Source organism: Deinococcus sp. Arct2-2 (assembly GCF_004801315.1).
Lineage (GTDB): Bacteria > Deinococcota > Deinococci > Deinococcales > Deinococcaceae > Deinococcus.
In genome coordinates, this window is record NZ_SSNW01000047.1 from 1 (window position 1) to 22,623 (window position 22,623).

21 protein-coding genes and 3 pseudogenes are annotated in these 22,623 nt (G+C 60.9%); 8 read left to right on the plus strand and 16 right to left on the minus strand.

The annotated features are described in order from the left end of the window. Positions 1–84: 84 nt before the first annotated feature. Both E7T06_RS16795 and E7T06_RS16800 read right to left on the minus strand, forming a co-directional pair. Entirely contained in the window at positions 85–681 is a 597-nt protein-coding gene (locus E7T06_RS16795) for a hypothetical protein (protein ID WP_136366925.1), read from the minus strand. Positions 682–1,083: 402 nt separating this feature from the next. Then, positions 1,084–1,365, minus strand: a complete 282-nt coding sequence (locus E7T06_RS16800; protein WP_136366926.1) for a hypothetical protein — start codon at positions 1,363–1,365, stop codon at positions 1,084–1,086. 1,104 nt (positions 1,366–2,469) lie between these two features. Here E7T06_RS16800 and E7T06_RS16805 point away from each other — a divergent pair. The 4 genes from E7T06_RS16805 (at position 2,470) to E7T06_RS16820 (ending at position 5,816) form a co-directional block, all read left to right on the plus strand. Next, positions 2,470–2,973, plus strand: a complete 504-nt coding sequence (locus E7T06_RS16805) for a hypothetical protein (RefSeq protein WP_136366927.1) — start codon at positions 2,470–2,472, stop codon at positions 2,971–2,973. A gap of 278 nt (positions 2,974–3,251) precedes the next feature. Then, the gene (locus tag E7T06_RS16810) at positions 3,252–5,150 is read left to right on the plus strand and encodes an ATP-binding protein (RefSeq protein ID WP_136366928.1); all 1,899 of its coding nucleotides are present in this window, start codon (positions 3,252–3,254) and stop codon (positions 5,148–5,150) included. An 86-nt stretch (positions 5,151–5,236) separates the two neighbouring features. Further along, the gene (locus tag E7T06_RS16815; protein ID WP_136366929.1) at positions 5,237–5,431 is read left to right on the plus strand and encodes a hypothetical protein; all 195 of its coding nucleotides are present in this window, start codon (positions 5,237–5,239) and stop codon (positions 5,429–5,431) included. Positions 5,432–5,567: 136 nt separating this feature from the next. Then, the gene (locus E7T06_RS16820) at positions 5,568–5,816 is read left to right on the plus strand and encodes a hypothetical protein (protein WP_136366930.1); all 249 of its coding nucleotides are present in this window, start codon (positions 5,568–5,570) and stop codon (positions 5,814–5,816) included. Between the two features lie 232 nt (positions 5,817–6,048). On the opposite strand, the gene E7T06_RS16825 is transcribed toward E7T06_RS16820, so the two are convergent. Further along, a complete protein-coding gene (locus E7T06_RS16825; RefSeq protein WP_136366931.1) occupies positions 6,049–6,381 on the minus strand; it encodes a hypothetical protein in 333 nt (110 codons plus the stop codon). A gap of 364 nt (positions 6,382–6,745) precedes the next feature. Then, complete coding sequence (locus E7T06_RS16830) at positions 6,746–7,003, minus strand: hypothetical protein (protein WP_136366932.1); 258 nt, start codon at positions 7,001–7,003, stop codon at positions 6,746–6,748. A gap of 367 nt (positions 7,004–7,370) precedes the next feature. Here E7T06_RS16830 and E7T06_RS21320 point away from each other — a divergent pair, with 367 nt between their 5' ends. Next, complete coding sequence (locus E7T06_RS21320; RefSeq protein WP_168733607.1) at positions 7,371–9,299, plus strand: EAL domain-containing protein; 1,929 nt, start codon at positions 7,371–7,373, stop codon at positions 9,297–9,299. Here E7T06_RS21320 and E7T06_RS16840 read toward each other — a convergent pair. Both E7T06_RS16840 and E7T06_RS16845 read right to left on the minus strand, forming a co-directional pair. Then, positions 9,296–9,658: a hypothetical protein gene (locus E7T06_RS16840; RefSeq protein WP_136366933.1), complete on the minus strand. Its 363-nt coding sequence runs from the start codon at positions 9,656–9,658 to the stop codon at positions 9,296–9,298. The genes E7T06_RS21320 and E7T06_RS16840 overlap by 4 nt on opposite strands. Positions 9,659–9,806: 148 nt before the next feature. Continuing rightward, complete coding sequence (locus E7T06_RS16845; protein ID WP_136366934.1) at positions 9,807–10,013, minus strand: hypothetical protein; 207 nt, start codon at positions 10,011–10,013, stop codon at positions 9,807–9,809. Between the two features lie 419 nt (positions 10,014–10,432). Here E7T06_RS16845 and E7T06_RS21910 point away from each other — a divergent pair. Next, a pseudogene (locus tag E7T06_RS21910) lies at positions 10,433–10,675 on the plus strand (IS6 family transposase); the annotation flags it as partial. Here E7T06_RS21910 and E7T06_RS16850 read toward each other — a convergent pair. Further along, positions 10,661–10,843: a hypothetical protein gene (locus E7T06_RS16850; protein WP_136366935.1), complete on the minus strand. Its 183-nt coding sequence runs from the start codon at positions 10,841–10,843 to the stop codon at positions 10,661–10,663. The pseudogene E7T06_RS21910 and the gene E7T06_RS16850 sit on opposite strands and share 15 nt — an antisense overlap. 481 nt (positions 10,844–11,324) lie before the next feature. On the opposite strand from E7T06_RS16850, the pseudogene E7T06_RS16855 reads away from it, so the two are divergent. Then, a pseudogene (locus E7T06_RS16855) lies at positions 11,325–12,010 on the plus strand (IS6 family transposase). A gap of 84 nt (positions 12,011–12,094) precedes the next feature. After that, positions 12,095–12,277, plus strand: a pseudogene (locus E7T06_RS21915) (ISKra4 family transposase); the annotation flags it as partial. Positions 12,278–12,331: 54 nt separating this feature from the next. Here the strand turns inward: E7T06_RS21915 and E7T06_RS16865 are convergent. The 9 genes from E7T06_RS16865 to E7T06_RS16905 all read right to left on the minus strand — a co-directional run bounded on the left by E7T06_RS16865 (position 12,332) and on the right by E7T06_RS16905 (position 22,426). Further along, entirely contained in the window at positions 12,332–13,447 is a 1,116-nt protein-coding gene (locus E7T06_RS16865) for an aminopeptidase (protein ID WP_136366936.1), read from the minus strand. Next, a complete protein-coding gene (locus E7T06_RS16870; RefSeq protein WP_136366937.1) occupies positions 13,444–14,226 on the minus strand; it encodes an SDR family oxidoreductase in 783 nt (260 codons plus the stop codon). The genes E7T06_RS16865 and E7T06_RS16870 overlap by 4 nt, the downstream gene beginning before the upstream one ends. Next, entirely contained in the window at positions 14,223–14,906 is a 684-nt protein-coding gene (locus tag E7T06_RS16875) for an RraA family protein (RefSeq protein ID WP_136366938.1), read from the minus strand. Before E7T06_RS16875 ends, E7T06_RS16870 begins: the two co-directional genes overlap by 4 nt. Further along, positions 14,903–16,552 carry a DUF885 family protein gene (locus E7T06_RS16880; protein WP_240741126.1) on the minus strand — a complete coding sequence of 550 codons (1,650 nt, stop codon included), beginning with the start codon at positions 16,550–16,552 and terminating at the stop codon, positions 14,903–14,905. Before E7T06_RS16880 ends, E7T06_RS16875 begins: the two co-directional genes overlap by 4 nt. 8 nt (positions 16,553–16,560) lie before the next feature. Further along, positions 16,561–17,748 carry a Gfo/Idh/MocA family oxidoreductase gene (locus tag E7T06_RS16885; RefSeq protein ID WP_136366940.1) on the minus strand — a complete coding sequence of 396 codons (1,188 nt, stop codon included), beginning with the start codon at positions 17,746–17,748 and terminating at the stop codon, positions 16,561–16,563. Beyond that, positions 17,745–18,824 carry a 2-dehydropantoate 2-reductase gene (locus tag E7T06_RS16890; RefSeq protein ID WP_136366941.1) on the minus strand — a complete coding sequence of 360 codons (1,080 nt, stop codon included), beginning with the start codon at positions 18,822–18,824 and terminating at the stop codon, positions 17,745–17,747. The genes E7T06_RS16885 and E7T06_RS16890 overlap by 4 nt, the downstream gene beginning before the upstream one ends. Positions 18,825–18,908: 84 nt before the next feature. Continuing rightward, positions 18,909–19,793, minus strand: coding sequence for an oligopeptide ABC transporter permease (opp4C, locus tag E7T06_RS16895; RefSeq protein WP_136366942.1), 885 nt, complete (start codon positions 19,791–19,793; stop codon positions 18,909–18,911). Continuing rightward, positions 19,786–20,739, minus strand: a complete 954-nt coding sequence (locus E7T06_RS16900; RefSeq protein ID WP_276605584.1) for an ABC transporter permease — start codon at positions 20,737–20,739, stop codon at positions 19,786–19,788. The genes opp4C and E7T06_RS16900 overlap by 8 nt, the downstream gene beginning before the upstream one ends. Positions 20,740–20,806: 67 nt before the next feature. Further along, a complete protein-coding gene (locus E7T06_RS16905) occupies positions 20,807–22,426 on the minus strand; it encodes a peptide ABC transporter substrate-binding protein (RefSeq protein ID WP_136366944.1) in 1,620 nt (539 codons plus the stop codon). Positions 22,427–22,623 lie beyond the last annotated feature (197 nt).

Below are 22,623 nucleotides of genomic sequence, written 5' to 3' on the forward strand. Positions count from 1 at the left end.
TTCGGGTCGATCATGGCGGGTCAGCCTATCCCACTCCGGTTAAGGCAACACAACCCCCCTGACAGCTCAACCTTCGCCGGGCCATTACGCCACCTTCAACGGCTGAACCAACTTCTGCACATAAGCACGTGGGTTGTGCAGCTCGTCCTTCTGACGGTAGGCACACACCACCACCTCCAGCAGGGCCTTGGACGGTGTGCGCTGAACCAGCGCCCGCGCTTGCCTCGCGGAAAAGCCCAACAACAGCAGACCGTCATACGCCCGCAGGAACTCCGGGACTTGTCGCCCGGCTTCGTCATAGAACGACCGGTGGACACGCAGCACCAGCGGCTTATTCGTCTCGATCATCCCGATCAGCAGTTGTTCCTGGCCCCCAAAGAGCCAGCTCCATTCCACGCACTCCCCCTGCTCCAACTCCGTGAGCTGATCTGAGACAAACAGCCACAGCCCCGCCTTCTGCGGCTGAGGCCTTGGAGCAGCTCGTTGGGGGGCCGTAGAGGGAGCAACGATCAACGCCTGCACATCACCCCAAGCTGGGTCGGCTTCATGGAGCGTGGGCGTTGACCAGGGAGACCAGGACAGATCCGCCATGACCCCAGTCATCAACACGGCACGGCGCTGCTGATCCTCCACCCGACCACACAAGGCCAGTGGCGTCAGCAACTCCGCGACCGTCGGCACCCGTTCAGCTTGAGCATTCCCCTGGACAAATACAAGTGGATCGACCCTCATCACTCAATCCCTCACACCAGGCGTCAGCAACTCACAACCATGCGCATTCCAGCTGCCCAACTCTCGGTCTTCAACTCTTCCCACCTTGTCCTCAACAACCTCCCCCAGGTCACGCCCAACTCCAGGGTTTCAACAGGCTTCAGGGTACGCCTTTACCCCCTTTTGCTGACCCCTTCACTCCAGAGCAACAAGGCGCAAGGCAGATTTTCGAGTGCCTTGCGCTCCAACATGCGCCAGGACGCATAGGAACACGCGCTGCAAGCGCACTCTTATCCTGCCCTCAGCCCTGGCTTGTTCCAGAGCGAGGGCCAGCGCAAACTGTGCACGACGAATCAGCAAAGGGGGATGACGTTACTCGGATAAGTCCATGCTGATGACATCGGGAGGGATGTCCTCCAACAGTCCCTGGATCTCTGGTCGATCACACAACCGTTGGAGGTTCAACCCAGGGTGCTCTAACGCAAATGCCTCATCTCTGGCCTGACATTTCGCGTAGTACTGACGGCGCCTCTGAAGCACGCTGGCCCAACTCTCTGGCGTGCCGTCATAACCCACGTGAGAGCTCTCAGGTCTGCCTGATCCAAGGGCAAACAGCACGTCCACATTCGCTGGGGTGTAGTCGTCGTTCGGCATGATCCATGCTCCTCGCATAACGCCTGTCGTATGGGTCGTTTCACGACACTCTCTAGGGCTTTCCCTGCGGCTGATGAAGTGGACTTCCTCGGGTGAACACTCAGGCTAAGCCTCAGCTTCTCCCACAGCTGCATGCCACGTTGAACAACGGCTCACACCGCGGCTCTTTCAGGCCTTCAGAGGACAAACTTCTGCACCTCCAACTGCCTTATTAAGTTGGTGCGCAACTTAATAAGGTTAGGTAGCGTCCAGGACAGCAAAAGGGCAACTGCTTAGTCTTACTATTATCCTGCCTTACGCCCACATAACCCCAAACGCCCCATGTTTTGCTGCGTTTGTTGGCAGGTTACTGAGGGTCCAAAACAGGTCGTTGACAGGCGCAAGTTGCAGGCTTGTCGCAGGCGAAGATCACGGTCAAAAAACAGTGGAATCTGGCTCTCGAGAGCGGATTCTGCTTCAGTGCCGTGCTGGAGAACAGATTCCCGTTTCGGAATCAGATTCTTATCCTGCCTTACGTTCCCTTCCACCTTCAACGGTCACTTGTTCCCCTCTTGTTGAAGGCGTTCGCGAGGGCGAAGAACGGCAGGAAGTTGCACCTTGTTCTGGCCATGTTGTGGAGCATTTACTAGGGTTAAAGCAGGGCCAAAAACACCTTGGCCAGGTAGCCGACACCTGGCCAAGGTTGGCGCCGCTCTCAGACGGCGAAATCTCGCACCGTGACCTTGTCCTTATCCTGCCTTACGTTCCCTTCCACCCCAAACGCCTTATCGGGACTACCCTCTTGTTCAAGCCGACGCTTGCCAGATCAACAGTTTGAATCCCCACGTCATGGCCCCAAAAGTCGGAAGAGCAGATCCCACTTTCAGGGGGCTGGCGAGGGCACGGCAGCCCCCTGAAAGTCACCGGGGAAACATTGAACAGGAGTGCAGCCTTAGCTTGAGTCCGCTCGTGGATCATCTTGCGTAACGACCAATCCAGGGCAGAAAACCTGAAATCTGAAGCGGCTAAAAAGCCCACCGAGCGGCGGGCCTAAAAGCACTTCAATGGACACACCAACAGATGTGCGGACTGCCTGCTTTGCCAGAACACCTAGACTTATCAGCTATGTCGTCCCAAGAAGCTCAACCACATTCACGCGAATGGTACGCCCGATTAGCTGAAGAGCTTGGCGGGTACCGTCATCCCTGGCAGCGCTCACTCGATGGCCCAGACGTCTTCGCGCTGCTGGGCCGCGAGAGCTGGCTGTCGTTTGTCAAGAACAAGCTGAGAATTGCCGGGTGGCCGGAAGACTTGCAAGACGCCATGCGGAACGGGCTGCCTTATTCGCTCGCAGGCGTGATTGCCGGGGCACCCGTGGAGATTCGGGCACAGCTCTTAGAAGCGGCCATTGCTGGAGCGTCCCGGGAAGACCTGCGGGCACTCGCAGTGAAGTTAATGCCCCCAGCACCCCGGCAACGCTTCGACGAAACACGGGTAGTCAGTGTGGCCCGGCAACTGGGAAGCGTGCGACTGCTGCGCGGACTGAACGACGCCGAGCAAAAGGCACTGGACACCTGGCTGAAGAAGATGCCGCCCCTATTAGCGGAACGGCTGAAAGAACTGGAGTAAAGATCTCTCCCTTAGACATCTCGCTCAACGAGGAGCAGGGGGTCAACATAAGGCGTGCCCAGTAATGATCACCTTAATTACGGACTGCGCTTAACTTGAACGAAGTGAGAAGCAAAGACGATGGAGTGCGGGAGACCAACCAACATCCGGCGTTGTTGTGAACGTCAGGGGATCATACGCAACCCGTAGAAGGGACTCAGTCATAGAGGATCAGCCTCCCCCTGTGGCGCTCAGTCAACACAACCATTCGAACACACCGCAGGCATTATGCTGCGGCCATGTTCGAGCCTTTCCAAGGCGCGCCGGGCCAGAGTGAACAGGCTGTGCCTGCTGGTTCGGCTTCGTCCCTCTCTACCACTCACTTGCAGGGCTGGTGGCACCTGACCCAGGCCCTCAGCACCGCCCAAACGCCCCAACACGTCACCGACGCAGTGGTGCAAGAGGGGATTGGCGCCATGGGCGCGCAAGCGGGTTCCGTGATGCTGCTGGGCCAGGACGGAACAGCCCTAAACATCGCGGCGTTTTCGGGCTACACCCTAGCGCAGGTGGAACCTTGGCGTGTGTTGTCTCTTGACCGAACGACGCCAGCCACCCAGGCCATCAAGCAGAGTCAGGCCCTGTTCATCGAAACCAAACAGCAGGCCCTGCTGGACTATCCGCTGCTCCAGGACGCGCTCCAACAGTTTTCAGGCAGCATCGTGGTTCTTCCGCTCGTGGTTCAAGATCAACGGCTGGGCGTCTTAAGCCTCAGCTTTGATGCGCAGCGGTTGTTTTCGGAAGTCGACCGGTTGTATCTGCTGTCGCTGGCCAGCCAGTGCGCCCAGGCGCTCCAGCGCACCACCGCGCTGCAAGAGGCCCACATCCTCAATGACCGCCTCGCTTTTCTGGCCGAAGCCAGTGAAATCCTGAGCGGTTCGCTGGATATGACGGTGACGTTGAACACCATCGCCCAGTTGGCCGTGCCGCGCTTGGCCGATTGGTGTGTGATCAGTCTGCCGACCCCGGATGGTCTGCTGGTGCCCGTGACGGTGGTGCATCAGGACCCGGCGATGGTGGACTTGCTGCGCCAGTTTATCGCCCGAAATCCAGTCGAGATCACCGCCGAAAATGGCTCTGGCCGGGTGTTTTTGACCAACGTACCGGAGCTGGTTCCCGTGGTCACCGACGAAATGTATGACGTCATTCCTCAACCTGAAGACTGGAAAGCCGAGGTTCGGCGCTTGCAACTGCGTTCCGTCATCACGGTGCCGATGCGGTCACGCGGGCGGGTGGTTGGTGTGTTGGGCATGGCCCGCACCAGCCTCGACCGGGTGTATGGCCCCGCTGATCTGACGTTTGCCCTTGAGGTGGCCGCGCGGTCGGGTGCCGCCGTCGAGAACGCCAGTCTGTATGGTCAGGCCCAGCAGGAAGTGTTGATGAGGACGCAGGCGCAACAGGAACTTGACGCCGCGCTGCTGCTGCTGGAGGAACGGGTGAAGGAACGCACCCACGAACTGGAACAGGTGAACGGAGAACTCGAAGCCTTTGCCTACTCCGCTTCGCACGACCTGCGAACACCGATTCGGCACATCACGAGCTTTGCCCAGTTGCTCAACCGGCACTTGCAGGTCAGCGATCCGCGGGCCTCCCGACTGCTCGACCAAATTCAGCAGGCGGCCACACGGCTTACGGCTACGGTGGACGGGATTCTCAGTTTGTCTAAATCCAGCCGGTTGCCCCTCCAAGTCGAGGCGGTGGATCTCAATGCGGTGGTCAGAGACGTGGTGCGGGGATTGGCCGCTTTTCACCCAGACCGGGTTATCGACTGGCAACTTGCCCCCTTGCCCGTCGTGCAGGGCGACGCGGCGCTGCTGCAATTGGCCCTGCAAAACCTGCTGGACAATGCCGTGAAGTACACCCAGTTTCAACCGGAAGCCCTGATTCAGGTGGCGGCTCAGGAAGAGGACGGCGAATACCTCGTCACGGTTCGGGACAATGGAGTGGGATTCGAGGCCGAGTACGCCCACAAGCTCTTTGAAGCCTTTCAGCGGCTGCATCATCCCGCCGAATTCGAGGGCACCGGTATCGGACTGGCGAATGTCCGCCGGATTGTGGGGCGGCACGGCGGGCGGGTGTGGGCCGAGAGTGAGCCGGGGCAGGGGGCCTGCTTTTCGCTCAGTCTGCCCAAAAGGGCTTAGGCAGGGCCAAAGAGCCCCTGTTGTTGCAAGGATCTGGAAGAAATCTCAGCTCAAACTTGCTGTGGCAAAACACTGTGAAGGCTGTGATGATCCACCTGGACGGGCGCAAAGAGCTGCTGAACCTGCTGGAGGGAAATATACGCCTGAGTGCTTTGCAAGGCGCGGTAGGCGGCTGGATCGCGTATTTCCCAGAAGCGTTCCACGAATTGAACCATTGGGAAGTGGTGCACCTAAACGACTGGTACGGCCAGCCTGTCAACCATGAGAGGCGGGGCGCATGATCGGCCTGCCCTCCACCTGCGCCCCACTGCAAGGGCCAGTGGTGTTGATTCCGTTGCGCGAGGGTCAGGACAACCGCGCTGAGCGTGAGCACTAGCGCCGGTACTTCGGCATGCTGGACGCGGTGGATGCTGGCTTTTGCACGGCAGCAGAGGCAGGCATCGGTGCCTTGATCCGGGTGGACGCGGCGTGAGTGAGCCGGATCTGGAGCTGGAGGGTCACCTGCAGGCGGTGGCCCGCGGGCTCGGCCAGCTCCTCCGGGCGCTGGGTCTGGAGTTCGACGAACGGCAGGAGGTGCGGGAGGCGGCAGTCGCCAGCACGCACGCGCTGACCCAGTTGAAGTTGCGCTTGCTCCAGCGTGACCTGAAACGGCAGGGCCAGCTGTGATCGAGGTGGATTTCCCGGACGAGTTCCGCGAGCCTGACTTGGAGCCGTCCGGCCCTGACTGCCCAGCGTGTGGGAGCAGCTACTACTACCAAGTGCACCACGACATCACTGGGGAGTTTTTAGGTTACAAATGTGGGAGTTGCGGGCATGAGGTGGACTCAGGGGCATCTTGACTCGTGTCAAGAAAGAGGCGCGGCGACCCGATACAGGTCGCCGCGCCTTTTGAATGGGCTCAGGAGTATCGGGAGCGTCTGCGGCCTCGGCGGGGCTTCCCGGTCTTGCCAAGCAGGCCCGCACCCCACAGAACCACGACGCCCAGCGTAATCAAGCCCTGTGCCAGGTTGACGCCTTTCAGAATAAAGACGCCCAGGGCCGCGCCGACCAGAAAGATGGCCACCGTACGCCAGACCCAGGACACGCCACCGGGAACCTCGCGTTGCTTCTGGGCGAGCAAGAGACACAGACCCGCACCTGAAATAAGCAGCAATGTAACAAGGAGCCACCCAGCGGAATAGAGAAAGGGGCCATAAGTTTTAAGTGCGCTGTCAAAAAATAGATTTTCCATGGATTCAGTCTAGTTGAGCGAGACTAAAAGTCAACGCCATTTTGGCGGTAAAGGACACGCTCCATTGGAAGCGCTGAGTCGGACAGATCAACACAGCGAAGAGGTGTTGCTGGTCAATCGTCGGTCTCTTCAGGCAACCCCCACCGGAAGGGCGGACGCATGGGCCATGCAGCCACCTGATGGCCGATCATAAAGAGGGGAGAGTATTGCGGGACATGAACCCCGATGTAGGGGGCCAGTTGCATGGGCCAGCTCGACCAAGACGCCGCGCCACAGGTACAGCGGGTTCCAACAGGCCGCACGAATTCACAGTGCAAGCACCAGAGGGCCGCTCCAGGCTGGGCGCGGATGGCGAATGTCCACTTCATTGCGGGCAGGGCTCCACAAATTCCACGTCCAGCCAGTATTCGGCCTCGTCTTCCTCAATGTCACCGCCCTCAGTCATCAATTCCTGCCACGCCGCCCAGGCTTCAGCCTGCACGTCGGGATGGCAGCCGAGGAAGTCGGCCAGCTCGCCGCGCAGCTCCAGATCAGGCCCTTCGCGACTAAGCCCTCGGTCTTGACGGTGGGCAGCGTCCAACAGGTCAGCGAGTTCGACAGGGGTCAGATCACGCGGGTGCATAGGCTGAGAGTAAAACAAGAGCCTGACTGAAGCGGGGTGTTTCTGGACTGGATTCAACTGCGCACTCGCGTTTCAGGATCAGCACAGGTTTTGATCCGCCGATCGTGGGGCCAGTTCAAGCGGCCTCACCTCTCTGGTGTCGGCTGGCCTGAGTCACCCCGCACCGTGCGGAACAATCCCGGCCAGCTCTCGCCGTGCTGAATGTCGCCTCCGCATTCCTCTGGACGCTCTTGGCTGCATTCACATCCCGCGAGCTGGACAGTTCAGTACCATCGGTGACAGTTCCCTCAACGCATGGTCTTTCCGGTCGGCCTAAAGCCAGAGATGTTCCCGTCCTACCCAGGCCCGGCCCCACTCCAGAGGTTCCATGACCGATCCAGAATCGTTGTTCGAGCAACATCACCTGCGGGGAAAAGCCGAACACCACGTGCGTTCCACACCCTCCCTCCACCTTTGGGATGGCTGGCACGCCGCTGCCCTGGTGCATGAACTTCAGGTCTACCACACGGAACTGGATGCCCAGAACGAAGAACTCCAGCTTACGGTCGTTGAGCTGGAACGCGAGCACCGGCTCTACCACACCCTCTATGAACACGCCCCCACGGCGTACTTCACCCTGGATGGGCAGGGGCAGATTCTCAACGTCAATGAGTCGGGAGAAGCGCTGCTAGGCTTCCCCAGAACGCAGCTGGTGACGCGGCGCTTCTTGCAATTCATTGAAACTGAGCAGCGGGCGGAGTTCAGCCACTTGCTCGACACCTTGCCGTCCACGGGAACAACGGCCTCCGAGCGCTTCAGCATCCTGCACCAGAGTGATGCGCGTTTAGAGGTGCAGGTGCAGCTGCTTACCCTACCGGGCGTCGCCCACGATCAGCCGACCTACCTGTTGACGCTGATGAACGTGACCCCGCTGATGGAGGCTCAAGCGGCCCTGAACGCCCTGAACGTGACTCTCGAAGAACAAGTGCGCGAGGGCACCCAACATTTCCGCCTGCTGAGCGCGCAGTTCCGGCATCAAGCGCAGCATGACGCCCTGACCGGCCTGCCCAACCGGGCCGCCTTTGAGGAATGTTTGACCTTGGCACTCAAAGAGCTGCATGAGCAAGGCAAAGCGTTCGCGGTCTTGTTTTGTGATATCGACCGCTTCAAACGCATCAATGACAGTTTGGGACACCCGGCGGGCGATCAAGTGCTGCAAGAACTCGCCCGGCGATTGCATGCCGTGATCCGTCCCACCGATCATGTGGCCCGCTTGGGCGGCGATGAATTCGCCGTGCTGCTGCACAGCGTCGCCGATCCGACCCTGGTGTCCCGGGTGGTCACCCGCCTGGAGGCGGCCTTGCAAGTGCCCTGTGTGGTGGAAGGTCAAGAGCTGTTCCTTCAGCTCGGCAGCGGGGTGTTGCTGGTCACCGCCGAGTACCACACCCCGGAAGACATCCTGCGCGACGTGGATCTGGCCCTCTATCAAGCCAAACGGGGTGGCCCTTCCGGCACCCGCCTGTTTGAGCCGTCCATGCGCGACGAGTTTCGGGGCCGCCTCGAACTCGAAGGCTACCTGCGGCACGCCCTGGAACGGGACGAACTGGAGGTGTATTACCAGCCCATCGTGGCCGTCAAGGACGGTCAACTGCTGGGGCTCGAAGCCCTGCTGCGCTGGCAGCATCCCCAGCGGGGCCTCTTGGCCGCTGGGGCCTTCGTGCCTTTGGCCGAGGAACTGGGGTTAATGGAAGGTCTGGACAGTTGGGTGATTCAAACCGCGGAGCGGCAACTTCAGCACTGGGCGGTCGATCTGGAGCACTGCCCGGCCTTATGGCTGAACGTCAATGTGTCGGCGGCCCACCTGAGCGAGGTCGCCGCCGTAGCGTCCCAGCTGAGCAGCACACCCTTGCCCGCCCCCTGGCAAGTCCTCTTGGAGATTACCGAACGGGTGATGATGCAGACGGCGGACACCGATGCCACCACCCTCAAACTCCTGCGGGCGGCGGGAATCGAACTGGTCGTGGACGACTTCGGGATCGGGGCCTCCTCCCTGAGCAGCCTGCACCGCTTTCCGCTGCGGATGCTCAAAATCGACCGCTCGTTCGTGGCCACCCTTGATCAGAACCAGGAACTCATCCGAACCATTGCGGTGGTGGGCCAGACCCTGGGCCTGACGGTGGTGGCCGAGGGCATCGAGACCGAAGCCCAGCGCGCTCAACTGCTGGAACTGGGCGTCACAGTCGGTCAAGGGTATCTGTTTGCCCGGCCCCAGCCTGCGGAGCAGATCGCGGCACTCCTGAGCCCCGGGGCGCTTTAGAGCCTTTCGCTAGACTCGCTCTGATGCCTGAGGTGTTCGTCGCTCAGGGGTTGATTGTCAATGATGGTCTGAAAAATCAGTGTGGTGCGGTCTTCCATAGTTTTGGCCTTCCGAAGATACTCTCCTGCCAGTTCGGTTTGCCCGTTCGCGGCCAGTTCCTCTGCAGTGTGCTCCAGCAGCATGCTGGCCTCCTCTAAGGCCCGCATGCTGATCCACAATTTATCCTCGATGGCTTCGGTGACGCTGACCAGCAGCGTGTCGCCGCTGTAGGCGTGCCCGGTGTGATAGCGGTAGCGGGTAAAGCCGCCCTCTTTGATCTGCACCAACACGCCGCACTCGGGACAGGTCTGGGACGTCACTTTCCCAAAATTTATGACGCCCTTCCGGAACGCCTGCGCGCTGCCGGCAATACTGACCTCGATCCCGACCCGCTGAAGATCCGTTGCATTGACGTGTGATGCCTCCCCAACCGGTTGGGCCACCAGGCGGGCGGGGCATTTCTGGACATCAGGCAGGGTCTTTGGCCTGCAGCGGCACCGCGTCTGCTCGGCAGTAGAGGCCGCAGAGGTGTTCGCAGTCACCGCTCCGCAGGTTGAACAGGGCCGCGACGGGTTGGCCATCAGCGGGTTGCCGGCCTCCAAGTCTCAAGGCTTCGATGGTGGCGAAGTCTGGGGGATGGACTTGTTGGTAGATCGGAACTTTTTCTTTGGGCATGCAAGCGCTCTCCCGCTGGCTGGGGCGCGGGCTCAGGCGGGTACACAGTATCGCTCAGGTGAGAGGGGGCAGTTGGGGGCTGGGGACATGGCGGATTGGCAATGCTGAAGCACCCGGTAGTTGGCCACCCTCTGCCTTGCCCGAGACAACCCGGACAACAGATGGTCTCGCGTTCGCTGCAGAGTCAGTACACATTCACTTCGATAGAACCCAGGCAGCACATGCTGTCGAAGAGAGCAATAACAGTGAGTAAAACTCCTTCCCATACAAAATTGAAGCGCTGGAGAGTGGGCTCTTCAGTGTCAAGAAGGATACAGACGGGGGATATCCCCGCGTTTGCGGTGGCTGCGGGTTCGTATCTGAATTAGCCCTTTGAGAGGTTGTGTTGCCTTAATCGGTCTGGGCTAGGCTGACCTGCCGTGATCGAGCCGAAACCATATCGCCACCGGTTCCCCATGACCATCATCCAGCACGCCATCTGGCGGTACCACCGTTTTCCCCTCAGCTACCGAGATGTTCAAGAGTTGCTCTACCAGCGCGGCATCCAAGTCAGTCACGAGACACTCCGCGAGTGGTGCATCAAATTCAGTTCCCTATTCGCCGATGAACTGCGTCACCGAGAACCCCGGCGGGGTTCTCAATGGTATTTATACGAGGTCTGTACAACGGTAGAGGCCGCAGAGGTGTTCGCGGTCGCCCGTGCGCAGGTTGAACAAAGCGGCCACGGGTTGACCATCAGCAGGTTGCAGGCCTTCCAGCTTCAGGGCGTCAATGGTGGCGAGGTCACGTGGATGGGTTTGGTGGTAGGTGGGGATTTTGTCTTTGGGCATGCAAGAAGTTCTCTGTCCGCTGAGGCACGAGCTGGATGGACACAGCGTATCGCTTCGCTTAGTTGAGGCACGCCAGCCCTCCGCTCGATTCACCACAGCCGGGTCACGCTGAAGCGTCCGCTGTTCAGTTGCCCTGCGCCTCGCTTGAGGACTCCCAGGACAGCAGATGAGCTTGCTCATGCCGCTCTCGGGAGAAGTCTTGCACCTGCAGGTGCCCGTCTGGTGTCATTTAGCACGTCCAATCCACAGCTGGAACCCACATCTCTTCTGGCCATCATCCGTCCGGCATCCGCTTGCAGGCAATGATCCAGGTCAACAGGGCCGAGGCACGCGTGAGGTCAAACTGCGCCAGCACGGCCTCCGCATCCTGAATGCGTCCGGGAAGACTGCTGGTCTCGGTTTCAATCTGCGCAGCGTAGAGCCCGAACCGCTTCAGCGGGGGTTATGTTGCCTTAACTGGGTCGGGGTAGGCTGACCGTCTGTGACCGACCCAAAACCGTACCGCCACCGATTCCCGATAACAACCCATCCAGCACTCGGTTTGGCTCTACCATCGCTTTCCCCTGAGTGACCGTGACGTTCAAGAATTGCTGCACCAGCGCGGCCCAACAGGTCAGCCATGAGACCCTCCGCGAGTGGTATATCAAGTTCGGTTCACTGTTCGCGGAAGGATTGCGCCACCGAGAACCCCGGCGGGGTTCTCGGTGGCATCTGATTGAGGTCTGTACGAGCGTCGATGGCGTCCGGCATTGGTTCTGGCGGGCGGTGGACGAGCACGGTTTCGTGCAGGGTACCCTGCTTCAGCGGCACCGCGACACCGACGCCGCAAGGACCTTCCTGATCAGACTCCTGGGTGAAGATGAGGTTCCAGAGGTCATTCATACCGATCAACTGGGGAGTGACGGGGCCGCAATCCGGGAACCCCCCAGTCTGAAGGGCGTCGACCACCAGCAGATGATCTCTCCGGCACGCTGCAACACCATCATTGAGCACTCTCACCGTTCTCCACGATGTCAGGAACGGCAGCAACTTGGATTCAGGCGGCGGAAACGAGCGCAGGAATTTCTGAGCCTACACGCCCGAACCTTGAATTTCCACCATCACACCCGAACGAGCGTCTCCGCAGCTCACAGACGAAGCACTCAGAGACAAGCGTTCCAGACGTAGTCAACCGTCGCGGCAGGGGTGGCCTGAGATTCAGGCCACCCCTGCCCTCAGCCCGCCGTGACGCCAGTTAAGGCAACACAACCGAATCAGGTGATCTCGAAGCGGATAGTCAAAAAGCAGTCCATGGCCTGGACGCCCAAGGGCGCGCATTTGCTGCTTCAGGTCAGGACACGCGTACTGAATGACGAACTCGAAAACCTGTTTCGCGAGTGGCATCCTGCGTTCCGTCCACCAGCTCCGCTGGCGACCGCTGCCCCCGGAATTTAGTGCCCTCGCTAACAAATTCAGATATTGAACGCTGTACGAGGCATATCGCGGAACTCAGTCAGATTCTCTAGCAAAAATGCCGTCCTGCTGGAACACCTCACCATCCAGCAGAATCTGCCCACCGGGGCGCAGGTCGCGTATCATGTCCCAGTGCAGGGCGGAATGGTTGATGCCCCCAGTTTCCGGATAGCTTTTCCCCAGGGCCAGATGCACCGTGCCGCCAATTTTTTCATCGAACAGAATGTTCATGCTGGGCCACTGGATGCCGTTGTTGGTGCCGATGCCCAGTTCGCCCACGAAACGTGCGCCGTCGTCGGTGCCCAGCGCCGCTTGTAGGGCGTCGTCTCCCTCCTCTGCGCGGGCTTCCACGACCTTGCCCTGCTCGAAGCGCAGGCGAATGCCGCTGACCCGGCGGCCCTGAAAGGTGGTGGGCAGATCGTACAGGATGTGGCCCTCCACGCTGTCCTCCAGCGGCCCGGTGAACACCTCGCCGCTGGGCATGTTGCGTTTGCCGTCGCTGTTGACCCATCCCCGGCCCTTTACGCTCATTCGCAGATCCGTTTCCGGGGCCAGAATCCGCACCTCGTCCGCACGGCTCAGGCGCTCGATCAGGCGGGCTTGCCGGGAACGAATTTCGCCCCACGCCGCCACCGGGTCAGGGCGATCCAAAAACAGCGCACTGGCGACGAACGCCTCGTAATCGGCCTGAGAAAGCCCCGCCAGCTCTGCCCCCTGTGCCGTGGGAAAGAGGGTGAGCGTCCAGCGCCGCTGGGCACGGGCCGAGGCCACCGGGCCGAGGGTGCGGGTATACCGGGCTTGCCGGGCGGGGTCAGAAGCACCGGAGGGGTGTTGCGGCGTCAGGATCCGGATGCTGGCCTGCACACTCTCTATATCGGCCAGGTCGGCGGCATGCAGGGTATCTAGCACTTCATCTGAGGCCAGGCACAGAAAATCCTCCTGTTGACTGGGATAGTCCAGCCGCAGCACAGGCTGGGCACCGCGCATCAGCAGTGTGCGGTGGATGGCTTCGACCAGGGGCAGGGCCAGCGTACTGGACGCGACCAGCACCCGGTCTCCGGGTTGGGCGGTGACGCAGTAGTCCACCATCAGAGCGGCGTGTTTTTCGGCATTGTAGGCTGAGCCGGACGGGACAGAGGACAGAGGGGTCACAGGTTGGTCACGGCTCCTCCATCTACCAGCAGCGTGCTTCCAGTCACGTAGGACGCGGCAGAAGAACACAGGAAGGCGGCCACCCGGCCGAATTCGGCGGGTTCACCCAGTCGGCCCAGCGGCACTTCCTGTTCGGTCTGGGTACGAACCTCCTGCCAGGAGCGGCCTTCGCGGACAGCGCGGGCTTCATCCAGTTCCTGAATGCGCTCGGTCAGCACCCGGCCCGGCGCGATGCAGTTCACGGCCACCTGCGGAGCCAGCTCGATGCTCAGCGATTTCATCAGGCCGTGCACGGCAGGCCGGAACACATTGGACAGGGTCAGGTTGGGCAGTGGCCGCCGGACGCTGGAACTCACGATGGTCAGCACCCGGCCCCCATGCTGCCGCAGATGGGGCAGCGCCGCACGGGTCAGGCGCACGGTGCTCATCAAGGTCAGCTGGAAGGCCGATTCCCACGCGCCGTCGTCAAATTTCTCGAAACCGCCGGGGGGCGGGCCGCCTGCATTGCAGACCAGCACACCCAGTCCACCTAGGACATCGGCGGCCTGCTGCACCACGTCGCGGCAGGCCGCCGCCTCACGCACATCGGCCTGCAAGGCCAGCACAGGCCGTCCTGTCTCGGCTTCGATGCGCCGGGCCGCGGCCTGTGCCCGCTCCAGATCACGCGAACACAGCGCCACACGCGCTCCTTCGCGTGCCAGTTCCAGCGCCGTGGCGTAGCCAAGGCCGCTGCTGGCCGCTGTGACCAGGGCGGGGGTCGAATCTGGAAAAAGATTCATACGTGCCCGTACCTGGCAAGCACTTCCGGCAGGGTCGCCCCCTGATCCAGGTCTTTGCGGATGCGCTGTTCCTGGACAGTGAGGGCCTCGGCCTGCTCCAGCACCTCCAGCACCAATTCTGCCGGAATGACCATGGCTCCATCGAAGTCGGCCAGCACAAAGTCGCCGGGACGCACCTTCACACGCTCGCTGGTGGCCCCTGGCAAATACACCGGAATTTGCCAGGCGTTGACCTGCCAGCGGCCGATCGACTGAACAGGCGTGCGGTAGCGGGCAAAGACCGGGTAATTCATGCGGGCCAGCCACTCGATGTCACGGATGCCGCCGTCGACCAACGCGCCCACGCTGCCCCGGTGCTGCATGCCCCGCGCAATCAACTCGCCAAAAAAGCAGATGCCTGTGGCGCCGCCGCCGCTCCAGACGCTCAGTTCATCGGGACCGATGCCGCTGACCGCTTCCATTTTCTGGGGATCACCCGTACCCGGATAGGGGGTCATCTGGCCGCGAATGGTGTAGGCCCAGCCGCCCATCTTTTCTAGGCGCTCACGAATAGGCCAGAATTCGGAGCTTAGGCCGTAGTCGGTGTGTCCGAGTTGATCCAGGACATCGGCCACGTTGGCTGTATCGACTTGAAGATAACGTTGCCGCAGGTCGCGGCGTTCATCGGTGCTGAAGGTCATGAGGCTCCTGAAGTGTCTGGCAGTGGGTTGGAGTGGGGGTCGGCCGCTTGCGGAATGTCCAGCCAGTGAAGGGGCGCGTGGCCGTGGGCCAGCAATTGATCGTGAAATTCACGGGGAGGCAGCGGAGAAGCGGCGCGGAGACGGCGAATCTGTTGGATGCCCAACCAGTACATCAGGCGGGTGGCGGGCAACATGCTGTTGCGGGTGCTTTCGCCCCAGACCCGCGCTTCGGGAAAGCCCACCTCGTCGCGGTAAAAGGCCCGCATCTGCTCTAAAGTCCACTGGCCCAGATGCAGCTTGATGTCGGCGATACAGCAGGCCGCATTGCGCCGCTCGAAGGTCTTGAGCAGCAACCTTTCTTCGGGCGTGTAAAAGCCGCCGGTTTCCAGCAGCAGGTCTTCGGCGTAACAGGCCCACCCTTCTACAGCCGTGCCCGAACTCAAAAAGGTGAGGCCCAGTGCCCCGTCCGTACCGCCTAGGCGGGCCAGCTGAGACGGCGACTGCCGCGCCCGCGCATTCTGGGTGTGGTGGCCCACCGAACCGTGGTGAACAGCATGCACCAGCTTGATAAAGCTGACGTTGGGCGGCGTGCCGTCCTCGACGATCCAATACACGCTGCCAGTCCCCGCACGGGCCGCGGCAGGCGAGCGGTAAAACAGGAAATACAGGTCGCGCGACACCTGCCGCGCCCAGTCGGGCATCGGCCGGAAGTCCAGCCCGTAACCGCTGGCTGCCGTGACCAACTCCGCGTCTTCCGCTGCCTGAAGCGCGCGTTGGTGCCAATGCCGGTAGATGTCGGCCAATTCGGCTGGGTCGGGTCGAACGGCGTCCAGGCTCGCCAGAACGCTCTGCCAGTCGGTGCCGAAAGAGAGGGCGTCCTGCTCCAACTCTGCCGTAAGGTGCGCAAACGCGGCCTCAGCCTGGGCCAGAGCTTCGTGTGGCCCAAAAGGCAGCCCGTGGACGCGCCGCATCAACAGTTCCAAATGGGCTGCTCCGCAGGCGGTCGACACCTCGGGGGAACCACGCAGCGGCCCCTGCACTTCTAGGGCAAACGCCTCAGCGGCTTGGGCGGCCTGTGCCGCCGCGTCTGCGAGGGCGGCGTCCCGCGAATCGGTATGGGGGTGAAGCCACAACTCTTGTCTCAGGAACTCCACCAAAGACGTCGCTTCTGTGGCGGCCCGCGTCGACCAGTCGGCGGGAATCTGCTGAGCTGCATGCAAATGGGCCAATCCTTCATTCAGAAAGCGTGGCATGTCACTCAGGCGGGCCGTGAGGGCCGTGCGAATCTCTTCCGGCGTTTTTCCAGGTTGAGGCAGCAGCAAAGAAATGATTCCAAATGCCGCCTCGCCCGTGTACCACGCGGGATTCAGCAGCCGTGGAGCCCGGTTCAGTTCAGCGGCGGCGTGGGCCAATTGTGCGTCCAGCAGTCGGGCGTCCAACTGCTCGCCTGCGTGCTGAGGCGGGGCAGCAGCGTCCAAAGCGGAACGTAACCGCTCCAAGCCCTCACTTTCTTGCTGCGCCACTTGCGGGCCAGCCGGGGGCAGGCGGTGATCGTGGCCGGGCAGTCCCATAAAGGTCAGGTCCACGGGGCGAAACTGGGCGTGCAGTTCCAGATACGCCTCGACCAGCGCTGCTATCCCGCTCACAGTCTGGCTCATCGGGCAGGCGTGCCGTGTTCAGCCGCCTGTGCTTCTTGTGAACGCGTCTCTTCGGGGTACAGGGGCAGATCGATCCAGCGGCGCTCGGTATTCGACTGGACGATGGCATTCACGACTTCCTGACTCTTGGCCCCGTCGTAGAAGGTACATTCCTCGGGCGTGCCGTCCAGAATCTCATCGACAAAATGGCGAACCAGGTTGCGGTAATACAGCTCGGGCCACGGCGTATGGAGAGTCGTGCCAGGAGGATAGGCGCTGTCTGGCAGCGGTACGTCGCGGAATTCCACCTGATCGGGCGTGGCGAAGCGTAGCGTTTCGGCCACACCGTTCTCCTCGACCAGACGGGCCACTGCCGCCCCCTTACTGCCGTAGACCCGCAGTTCCACGCCGGGGTAATTGCCGATGGCAATGTAACTGGTCTGCAAGATTCCCTGCGCTCCGCTGGCAAATTCAGCCAGAGCGACAGTTCCGTCCTCGACCTGAATGCGCTGCAGGCCCTCGCCGTAGCCGCGAACCACCCGCTCGGGCACGAAGTTTTTCATGCTGCCGATCACGCTGCTGTATTCACCCACGCACCAGCGCACCAGGTCGAGCAGATGCGAGCCGTACCCGACCACCGAGGAGGGAATCAGCGTGCCGAAATCCGCGCCCACCGTGACCTGCCGCAGCGGAAACTGGGGGTCCAGAAACTGGCTGTTCTGTTCCAGGCCGTGCACATGAAAAATCTCGCCCAGGGTGCCGTCCTGAATCCAGCGCTGCACCTGCCGGATGGCCGGGGAGTAGCGGAAGGTGAAGCCCAGCTTGGTGCGGACGCCTGCCTCACGGGCCTTGCGGGCGGCCATGAAGGCATCAGCGGCGTCGTGGGCCAGCGGTTTTTCGCTCAGAACGTGTTTGCCTGCGGCGATGGCGGCCAGACTGAGGGGCAGATGCGTATCGGTGGGCGTGCAGACATCTACCATCTCGATATCCGGGTCCTGCAGCATCTCTCGGTAGTCGGTGTACACCCGCCGCGCCCCGAACATCTGGGCCAGTCGGTGGGCACGTTCCGGCACGCTGTCACAAATGGCGACCAAATCGACGCGGTCATAGGCGGCGTAGCCCGGCAGGTGGGCCGATTCTGCCCAGGCATGGGCGCCGATCACGCCGACGCCGAGTTTCTTGGCTGGAGTTGCGGAAGAAATCATGGTAGGGCCTTCCCGATGCTGTTCACGTAGGTCTCCAGTTCGTCGTAGTTGTGAAAGCCCAGCTCGCGCTGACCGTCCTCGATTTCGTAAATCATTTCGCACAGTCGGGCGTTGAGCCGGGTGTCGGCCCCGACCCGCTCACCAAAGGCAATCAGCTTGCCGTTGCTGGAGCGCACCTCGCTGGGGCGGTTGCGGTACACGATGTCCCACCAGATGCCGCTGCCCTTTTTCTTGAAGCTATGCGCCTGCGGTTTCTGGTCTTTTTTCAGGAGCCAGACGGCGTGCTGAATGTTGTCCAGCAGCTTCTGCGTTTCGCTGGGAGTGGTGGGTTTGTAATTGGCCGGATCGAAAAAATCGAAGGCTTCGACTTGAATACCGTTGGCCTCGGCAATTTCGAGGGCCTCGCGCACTACCGCGCCCGCCACACGGGCGTAGCGTTCTTGTCCCAGGCTCTCGGTGACGGGCGCGTTGACCAGCGCGCTGAACACCACCTGGGCGCTGTACACCTCCTTGGCCCAAATCTGCCCCCAGATGTTGTCGGACAGTTGCACCTCGGTCAGCGCCCCCAGGCAGCGGGCCAGTTCCAGCAGGCGCGGGGTACGCTCGCCGGTCATTTCGCCCAGCTGGATGGGGCCTTCGTGCACAAATTCAATATGGCCGGGATCAACCAACGCGCCGCCGTAATTGGGAATACTGCCCATCACGCGCTCTGCGCCGCCCAGCCCCGCCTGCTGCAGCCGCGCAATCAGGTCAGGCTCATTGAAGCCGTTCTGATAGGACACCACAAAGGTTTCCGGCCCAAACAGCGGCAGGACGCTTTCGAGTGCGTCCAGGCTGTGCTGCGATTTGGTGGCGATCATCACGCAGTCCAGCGGGCCAGTCAGTTCGTGTGGGTGCAGGGCCTTCACTTCAAAGTGCAGCTCGCCCCGAACCCCGTCTACCCGCAGGCCACCGACCTTGAGAGCGTCGATATGTTCAGCCCAGCGATCCGTCAGGGTCACGTCATGGCCCATCTTAGACATGTAGGCCCCCGCGAGGCCGCCGATGGCACCGGCCCCAATAATGGTTATCTTCATGGTTGTTTCCTTAAGGTCAAAGAGAAAGGAGAGAGTGTGAAGGACTGGCCCAGTATTGGATTGGCCCGATTTTGTTGGATCGGCTCAGTTGCGGGGATCGAGGGCGTCGCGCAGACCATCGCCCAGAAAGTTGACAGCCAGCACGGTAAACAAGATCATCAGCCCCGGAAAGACCGCCAACCACGGCGCCCCCTGAAGCCACTGGCTGGCCGAATTCAGCAGGTTGCCCCAGGTGGGTGTGGGCGGCTGAACGCCGAGGCCCAGAAAGCTCAGGGCACTTTCGAGCATGATGGCGCTGCCGACGGCTAGGGTGGTGGACACCACGACCGGGCCAATCGCGTTGGGCAGAATGTGCCGGAACATGATCCGCCCGTGACTGCCCCCTAGGGCGCGGCTGGCTTCCACATATTCCCGCTCGCGCAGACTCAGGAATTGGCCGCGCACCAACCGGGCCGTGCCCATCCAGCCCAGTGCGCCGATGATGCAGATCAGCAACGTGACGCTGGGACGGATCATTCCGCTGACCAGAATCACCAGCGGCAGCAGAGGAATCGACAACACGACATCGGTAAAGCGCATCAGGAGGGTATCAAGCCAGCCCCGGTAGTAGCCCGCCAATGCGCCGATCAGCGTGCCCAGCACCGTGGCGATCAACGCGCTGCTGATGCCCACCGACAGAGAAATCCGCGCTCCATACAGCACCCGCGTCAGGGCGTCGCGGCCCAGTTCATCGGTGCCCATCGGGTGCGCCCGGCTGGGGGGCTGGGGCGTGCCGATGATGTCCAGATCCTGTCCATCGAAGGTATAGGGCGTGAGTTGTGGGGCCAGCAGGGCTGCCAGACCCATCAGCAGCAGCACCCCGAGGCCGATCAGGGCCAGACGGTGCTTGACGAAGGTACGCAAGAAGCGTCGCCAGGGAGATTCGGTGCGAATCAACCGAACCGGGGCGGGAGAACTCAGTTCAGTCATAACGGATCCTGGGATCGGCGGCGGCGTAGGCAAGATCGGCCAGCACGTTGGTGATTACCAAGGCAAAGGAACCCAGCATCATCAGGGCCAGCAGCACGGGATAATCGCGCCCATTCATGCTCTCGATAAAGAGCCGCCCGATGCCGGGCCACGCGAAAATCGTTTCAGTAATGACTGCGCCCGAAAGGATGCCCGCAAAGTCGAGGGCCACCACCGTAATGACCGGAATTAGGGCATTGCGCAGGGCGTGGCGGTAAACCACCTTGTTGTGGGGCAGCCCCTTGGCTCTGGCCGTCCGCACGTAGTCCTGACTCAGCACTTCTACCATGCTGGAGCGCATATACCGGCTCCATCCCGCCACATTGGCAAAGGCCAGAATCAAGGCGGGCAGGGCCAGATGCCGCAGCAGATCCACCAGGGAGTTTTCTCCAATGGTCTGCATTCCGGCGGAAGGCAAGATCCGCCACTGCACGGCAAACAGGAGCTGCAGCATGAGGGCCAGCCAGAACACGGGCATGCTGATACCCAGAAAAGACATGAACGTGATGCTGTAGTCCGTGGCGCTGTAGCGGCGCACAGCGCTGAGAACCCCGAGCGGCACGGCCACCAGTAGGGCCAGAAAGAAGCTGGAGCCGCCCAGTACAATGGTCGGCCACAGCCGTTCCGAAATTTCGGTGACGACGGGCCGGGCTGTGCGGATGGAATAGCCCCACTCACCAGTAAAGAAAGCAGTGACCCATTTGGTGTACTGCACGGGCAGCGGCTGATCTAGGCCCAGCGCTACCTTCATCTGGTCAAGGGCTTCTTGAGACACGCTCGGATTGTCGGCGTAGACATCCATGGGCGTTCCGGGGGCCAGGTGCAGGACCCCGAACAACACCAGCGACACGCCTAGAAGCAGCGGGATGGTTCCCAGCATACGTTTCAGCAGATAATTCAGGGTCACGTTCGGCAGGACCTCGCTTGCGAGAGGCAGAGCCCAGCGTGTATGGACTCTGCCTACAAAAGGGCGCTTACTTCTTCAGATACCAACTGCTGGTATTGACGAAGTTTGTCATGTTGGTCGGGTTGGGCACGAAATTCCCCAGTTTGCTGGTCACCGCGACGACCGACAGGTTGGTGGTGATCGGAATGGTGGGCAGCACCTTCATCAACTCGGCCTGAAAGTCCATCAGGGCCGATTTCTGGACGGTAGGGTCGAGCGTGTTCTCGGCACGGTCCAGGAAGGCGTCGATCCTGGGGTTGCTGAAGCCCTGACCATTGTTGACGCCGCCCGTCTTGAAGAAGACGCTGTATACCGGGTCGGCGCTGGTGATCCAGCCGCTGTAAAACACGTCGTAGCTGCCCTTGTAGCGGGCTTCGCGGAAGGCAACGCCTGTTTTGTTGTCGGGCTGAAGCTCGATGCCCACAGCTTTCAGGCTGCTGATGATGACCTGCTGGGCAATTTCATCGTTGGCGCGTCCGGCCTGAACCAGAATCTTGTAACTCATGCGCTGGCCGTTCTTAACCCGGATACCGTCTGGGCCGGGCTTGTATCCGGCGGCGTCCAGCAGGGCCTTGGCCTTGGCAGGGTTGTAGGGATACTTGACCACGTTCCTGTTGCTGGCCGAGAAGACAGGAACCACCACCGTGTCGATGGGCTTCGGAAAGCCTCCCAGCGCTTTGGAAATGGCGCTCTTGTTGATGGCGTAGGCAAAGGCCTGACGCACCTCCAGATCACGCAACGCTTCCGGCCCCTTGAAGTTAAAATCCAGGTGCTGCCAGCTCAAGATGTTGTTCTTGACGATATTCATGTTGGGGAGGGCGTCCAGCTGCGTCACCTGTGCATACGGCACGCTGGGCGTCATCTGGATTTCACCGGATTTCAACTGGGTCACCAGCGTATTGGCGTCCGGAATGATCTTGAACACGATCTGGTCGAGGTAAGGCAGCTGCACGCCCTTGCTGTCCTTGCGCCAATACAGGGGATTGCGCTCCACGATGACATATTGGCCGCGCCGGAATTCCTTAACCCTGAAAGGCCCAGTGCCCAGCGGTTTTTCGTTGTAAACGTCGGTGTTTAGGTCTTTGCCTTCGAGCGCGTGCTTGGGAAAGATGCCGAAGGTAAACAGCGTACTGGCGTAATCCGGCGCAACCCGTTTGTAGTTGACCACGGCAGTATAAGGATCAGGGGTATCGATTGAGCTGACATCCTCACTGCCGTCTTTGGATTCTGCAATGAACTTGGGATTTTTGATGGCCTCCCAAGTAAATTTCACGTCTGCGCTGGTAAAGGGCGCTCCATCCGACCATTTCACGTTGCGGCGCAGCTTGTAGGTGATGCTCATCTGCTTGCCGTCGGCGCTGACCTTGACGCCTCCGTTTTTGATGGTCGGTACGGTAGTCGCCAGCACAGGCACGTAATTGGCGTTCTTGTCTGGGGCCAAGAGACCCTCGACCACGGTGGCCTGAACGTCACCCAGATAACCCGTGGAGTAGACATTCAATGTGTCGATGTCGTAGCTGAGTCCGACGGTGAGGGTTCCGCCGCGTTCCTGGGCCAGAGCGGTTCCGCAGAGCAGAACGCTGGTCAGGGCCAGCAGAAGACGACCTTTTCGCGATGCGGAATGCTGGCTGATCGGGCTAAACTTCATGGGAACCTCCTGAATAGGGGACACAGAGCGTTTTCACGGCCATTTCTTACCTGCAAGCGTTGTTTGCTTAGCTGTGAGTGTGAAGGTCGTGACAGAGAAATGTCAAGCACAAATCTGAATTTTGTTCCATCAGACAGAATAAGTTGTCTAGATATAGGTTCCACATCGTGGAATTTCTGTTTAGGATGAAGGTCAAG

Bases quoted from the DNA above. Each gene is read 5' to 3' on its own strand.
- E7T06_RS16800 (WP_136366926.1), bottom strand. From the start codon at position 1,365: ATGCCGAACGACGACTACACCCCAGCGAATGTGGACGTGCTGTTTGCC.
- E7T06_RS16805 (WP_136366927.1), top strand. From the start codon at position 2,470: ATGTCGTCCCAAGAAGCTCAACCACATTCACGCGAATGGTACGCCCGA.
- E7T06_RS16810 (WP_136366928.1), top strand. From the start codon at position 3,252: ATGTTCGAGCCTTTCCAAGGCGCGCCGGGCCAGAGTGAACAGGCTGTG.
- E7T06_RS16815 (WP_136366929.1), top strand. From the start codon at position 5,237: ATGATCCACCTGGACGGGCGCAAAGAGCTGCTGAACCTGCTGGAGGGA.
- E7T06_RS16825 (WP_136366931.1), bottom strand. From the start codon at position 6,381: ATGGAAAATCTATTTTTTGACAGCGCACTTAAAACTTATGGCCCCTTT.
- E7T06_RS16830 (WP_136366932.1), bottom strand. From the start codon at position 7,003: ATGCACCCGCGTGATCTGACCCCTGTCGAACTCGCTGACCTGTTGGAC.
- E7T06_RS21320 (WP_168733607.1), top strand. From the start codon at position 7,371: ATGACCGATCCAGAATCGTTGTTCGAGCAACATCACCTGCGGGGAAAA.
- E7T06_RS16845 (WP_136366934.1), bottom strand. From the start codon at position 10,013: ATGCCCAAAGAAAAAGTTCCGATCTACCAACAAGTCCATCCCCCAGAC.
- E7T06_RS16850 (WP_136366935.1), bottom strand. From the start codon at position 10,843: ATGCCCAAAGACAAAATCCCCACCTACCACCAAACCCATCCACGTGAC.
- E7T06_RS16870 (WP_136366937.1), bottom strand. From the start codon at position 14,226: ATGAATCTTTTTCCAGATTCGACCCCCGCCCTGGTCACAGCGGCCAGC.
- E7T06_RS16875 (WP_136366938.1), bottom strand. From the start codon at position 14,906: ATGACCTTCAGCACCGATGAACGCCGCGACCTGCGGCAACGTTATCTT.
- E7T06_RS16885 (WP_136366940.1), bottom strand. From the start codon at position 17,748: ATGATTTCTTCCGCAACTCCAGCCAAGAAACTCGGCGTCGGCGTGATC.
- E7T06_RS16890 (WP_136366941.1), bottom strand. From the start codon at position 18,824: ATGAAGATAACCATTATTGGGGCCGGTGCCATCGGCGGCCTCGCGGGG.
- opp4C (WP_136366942.1), bottom strand. From the start codon at position 19,793: ATGACTGAACTGAGTTCTCCCGCCCCGGTTCGGTTGATTCGCACCGAA.
- E7T06_RS16905 (WP_136366944.1), bottom strand. From the start codon at position 22,426: ATGAAGTTTAGCCCGATCAGCCAGCATTCCGCATCGCGAAAAGGTCGT.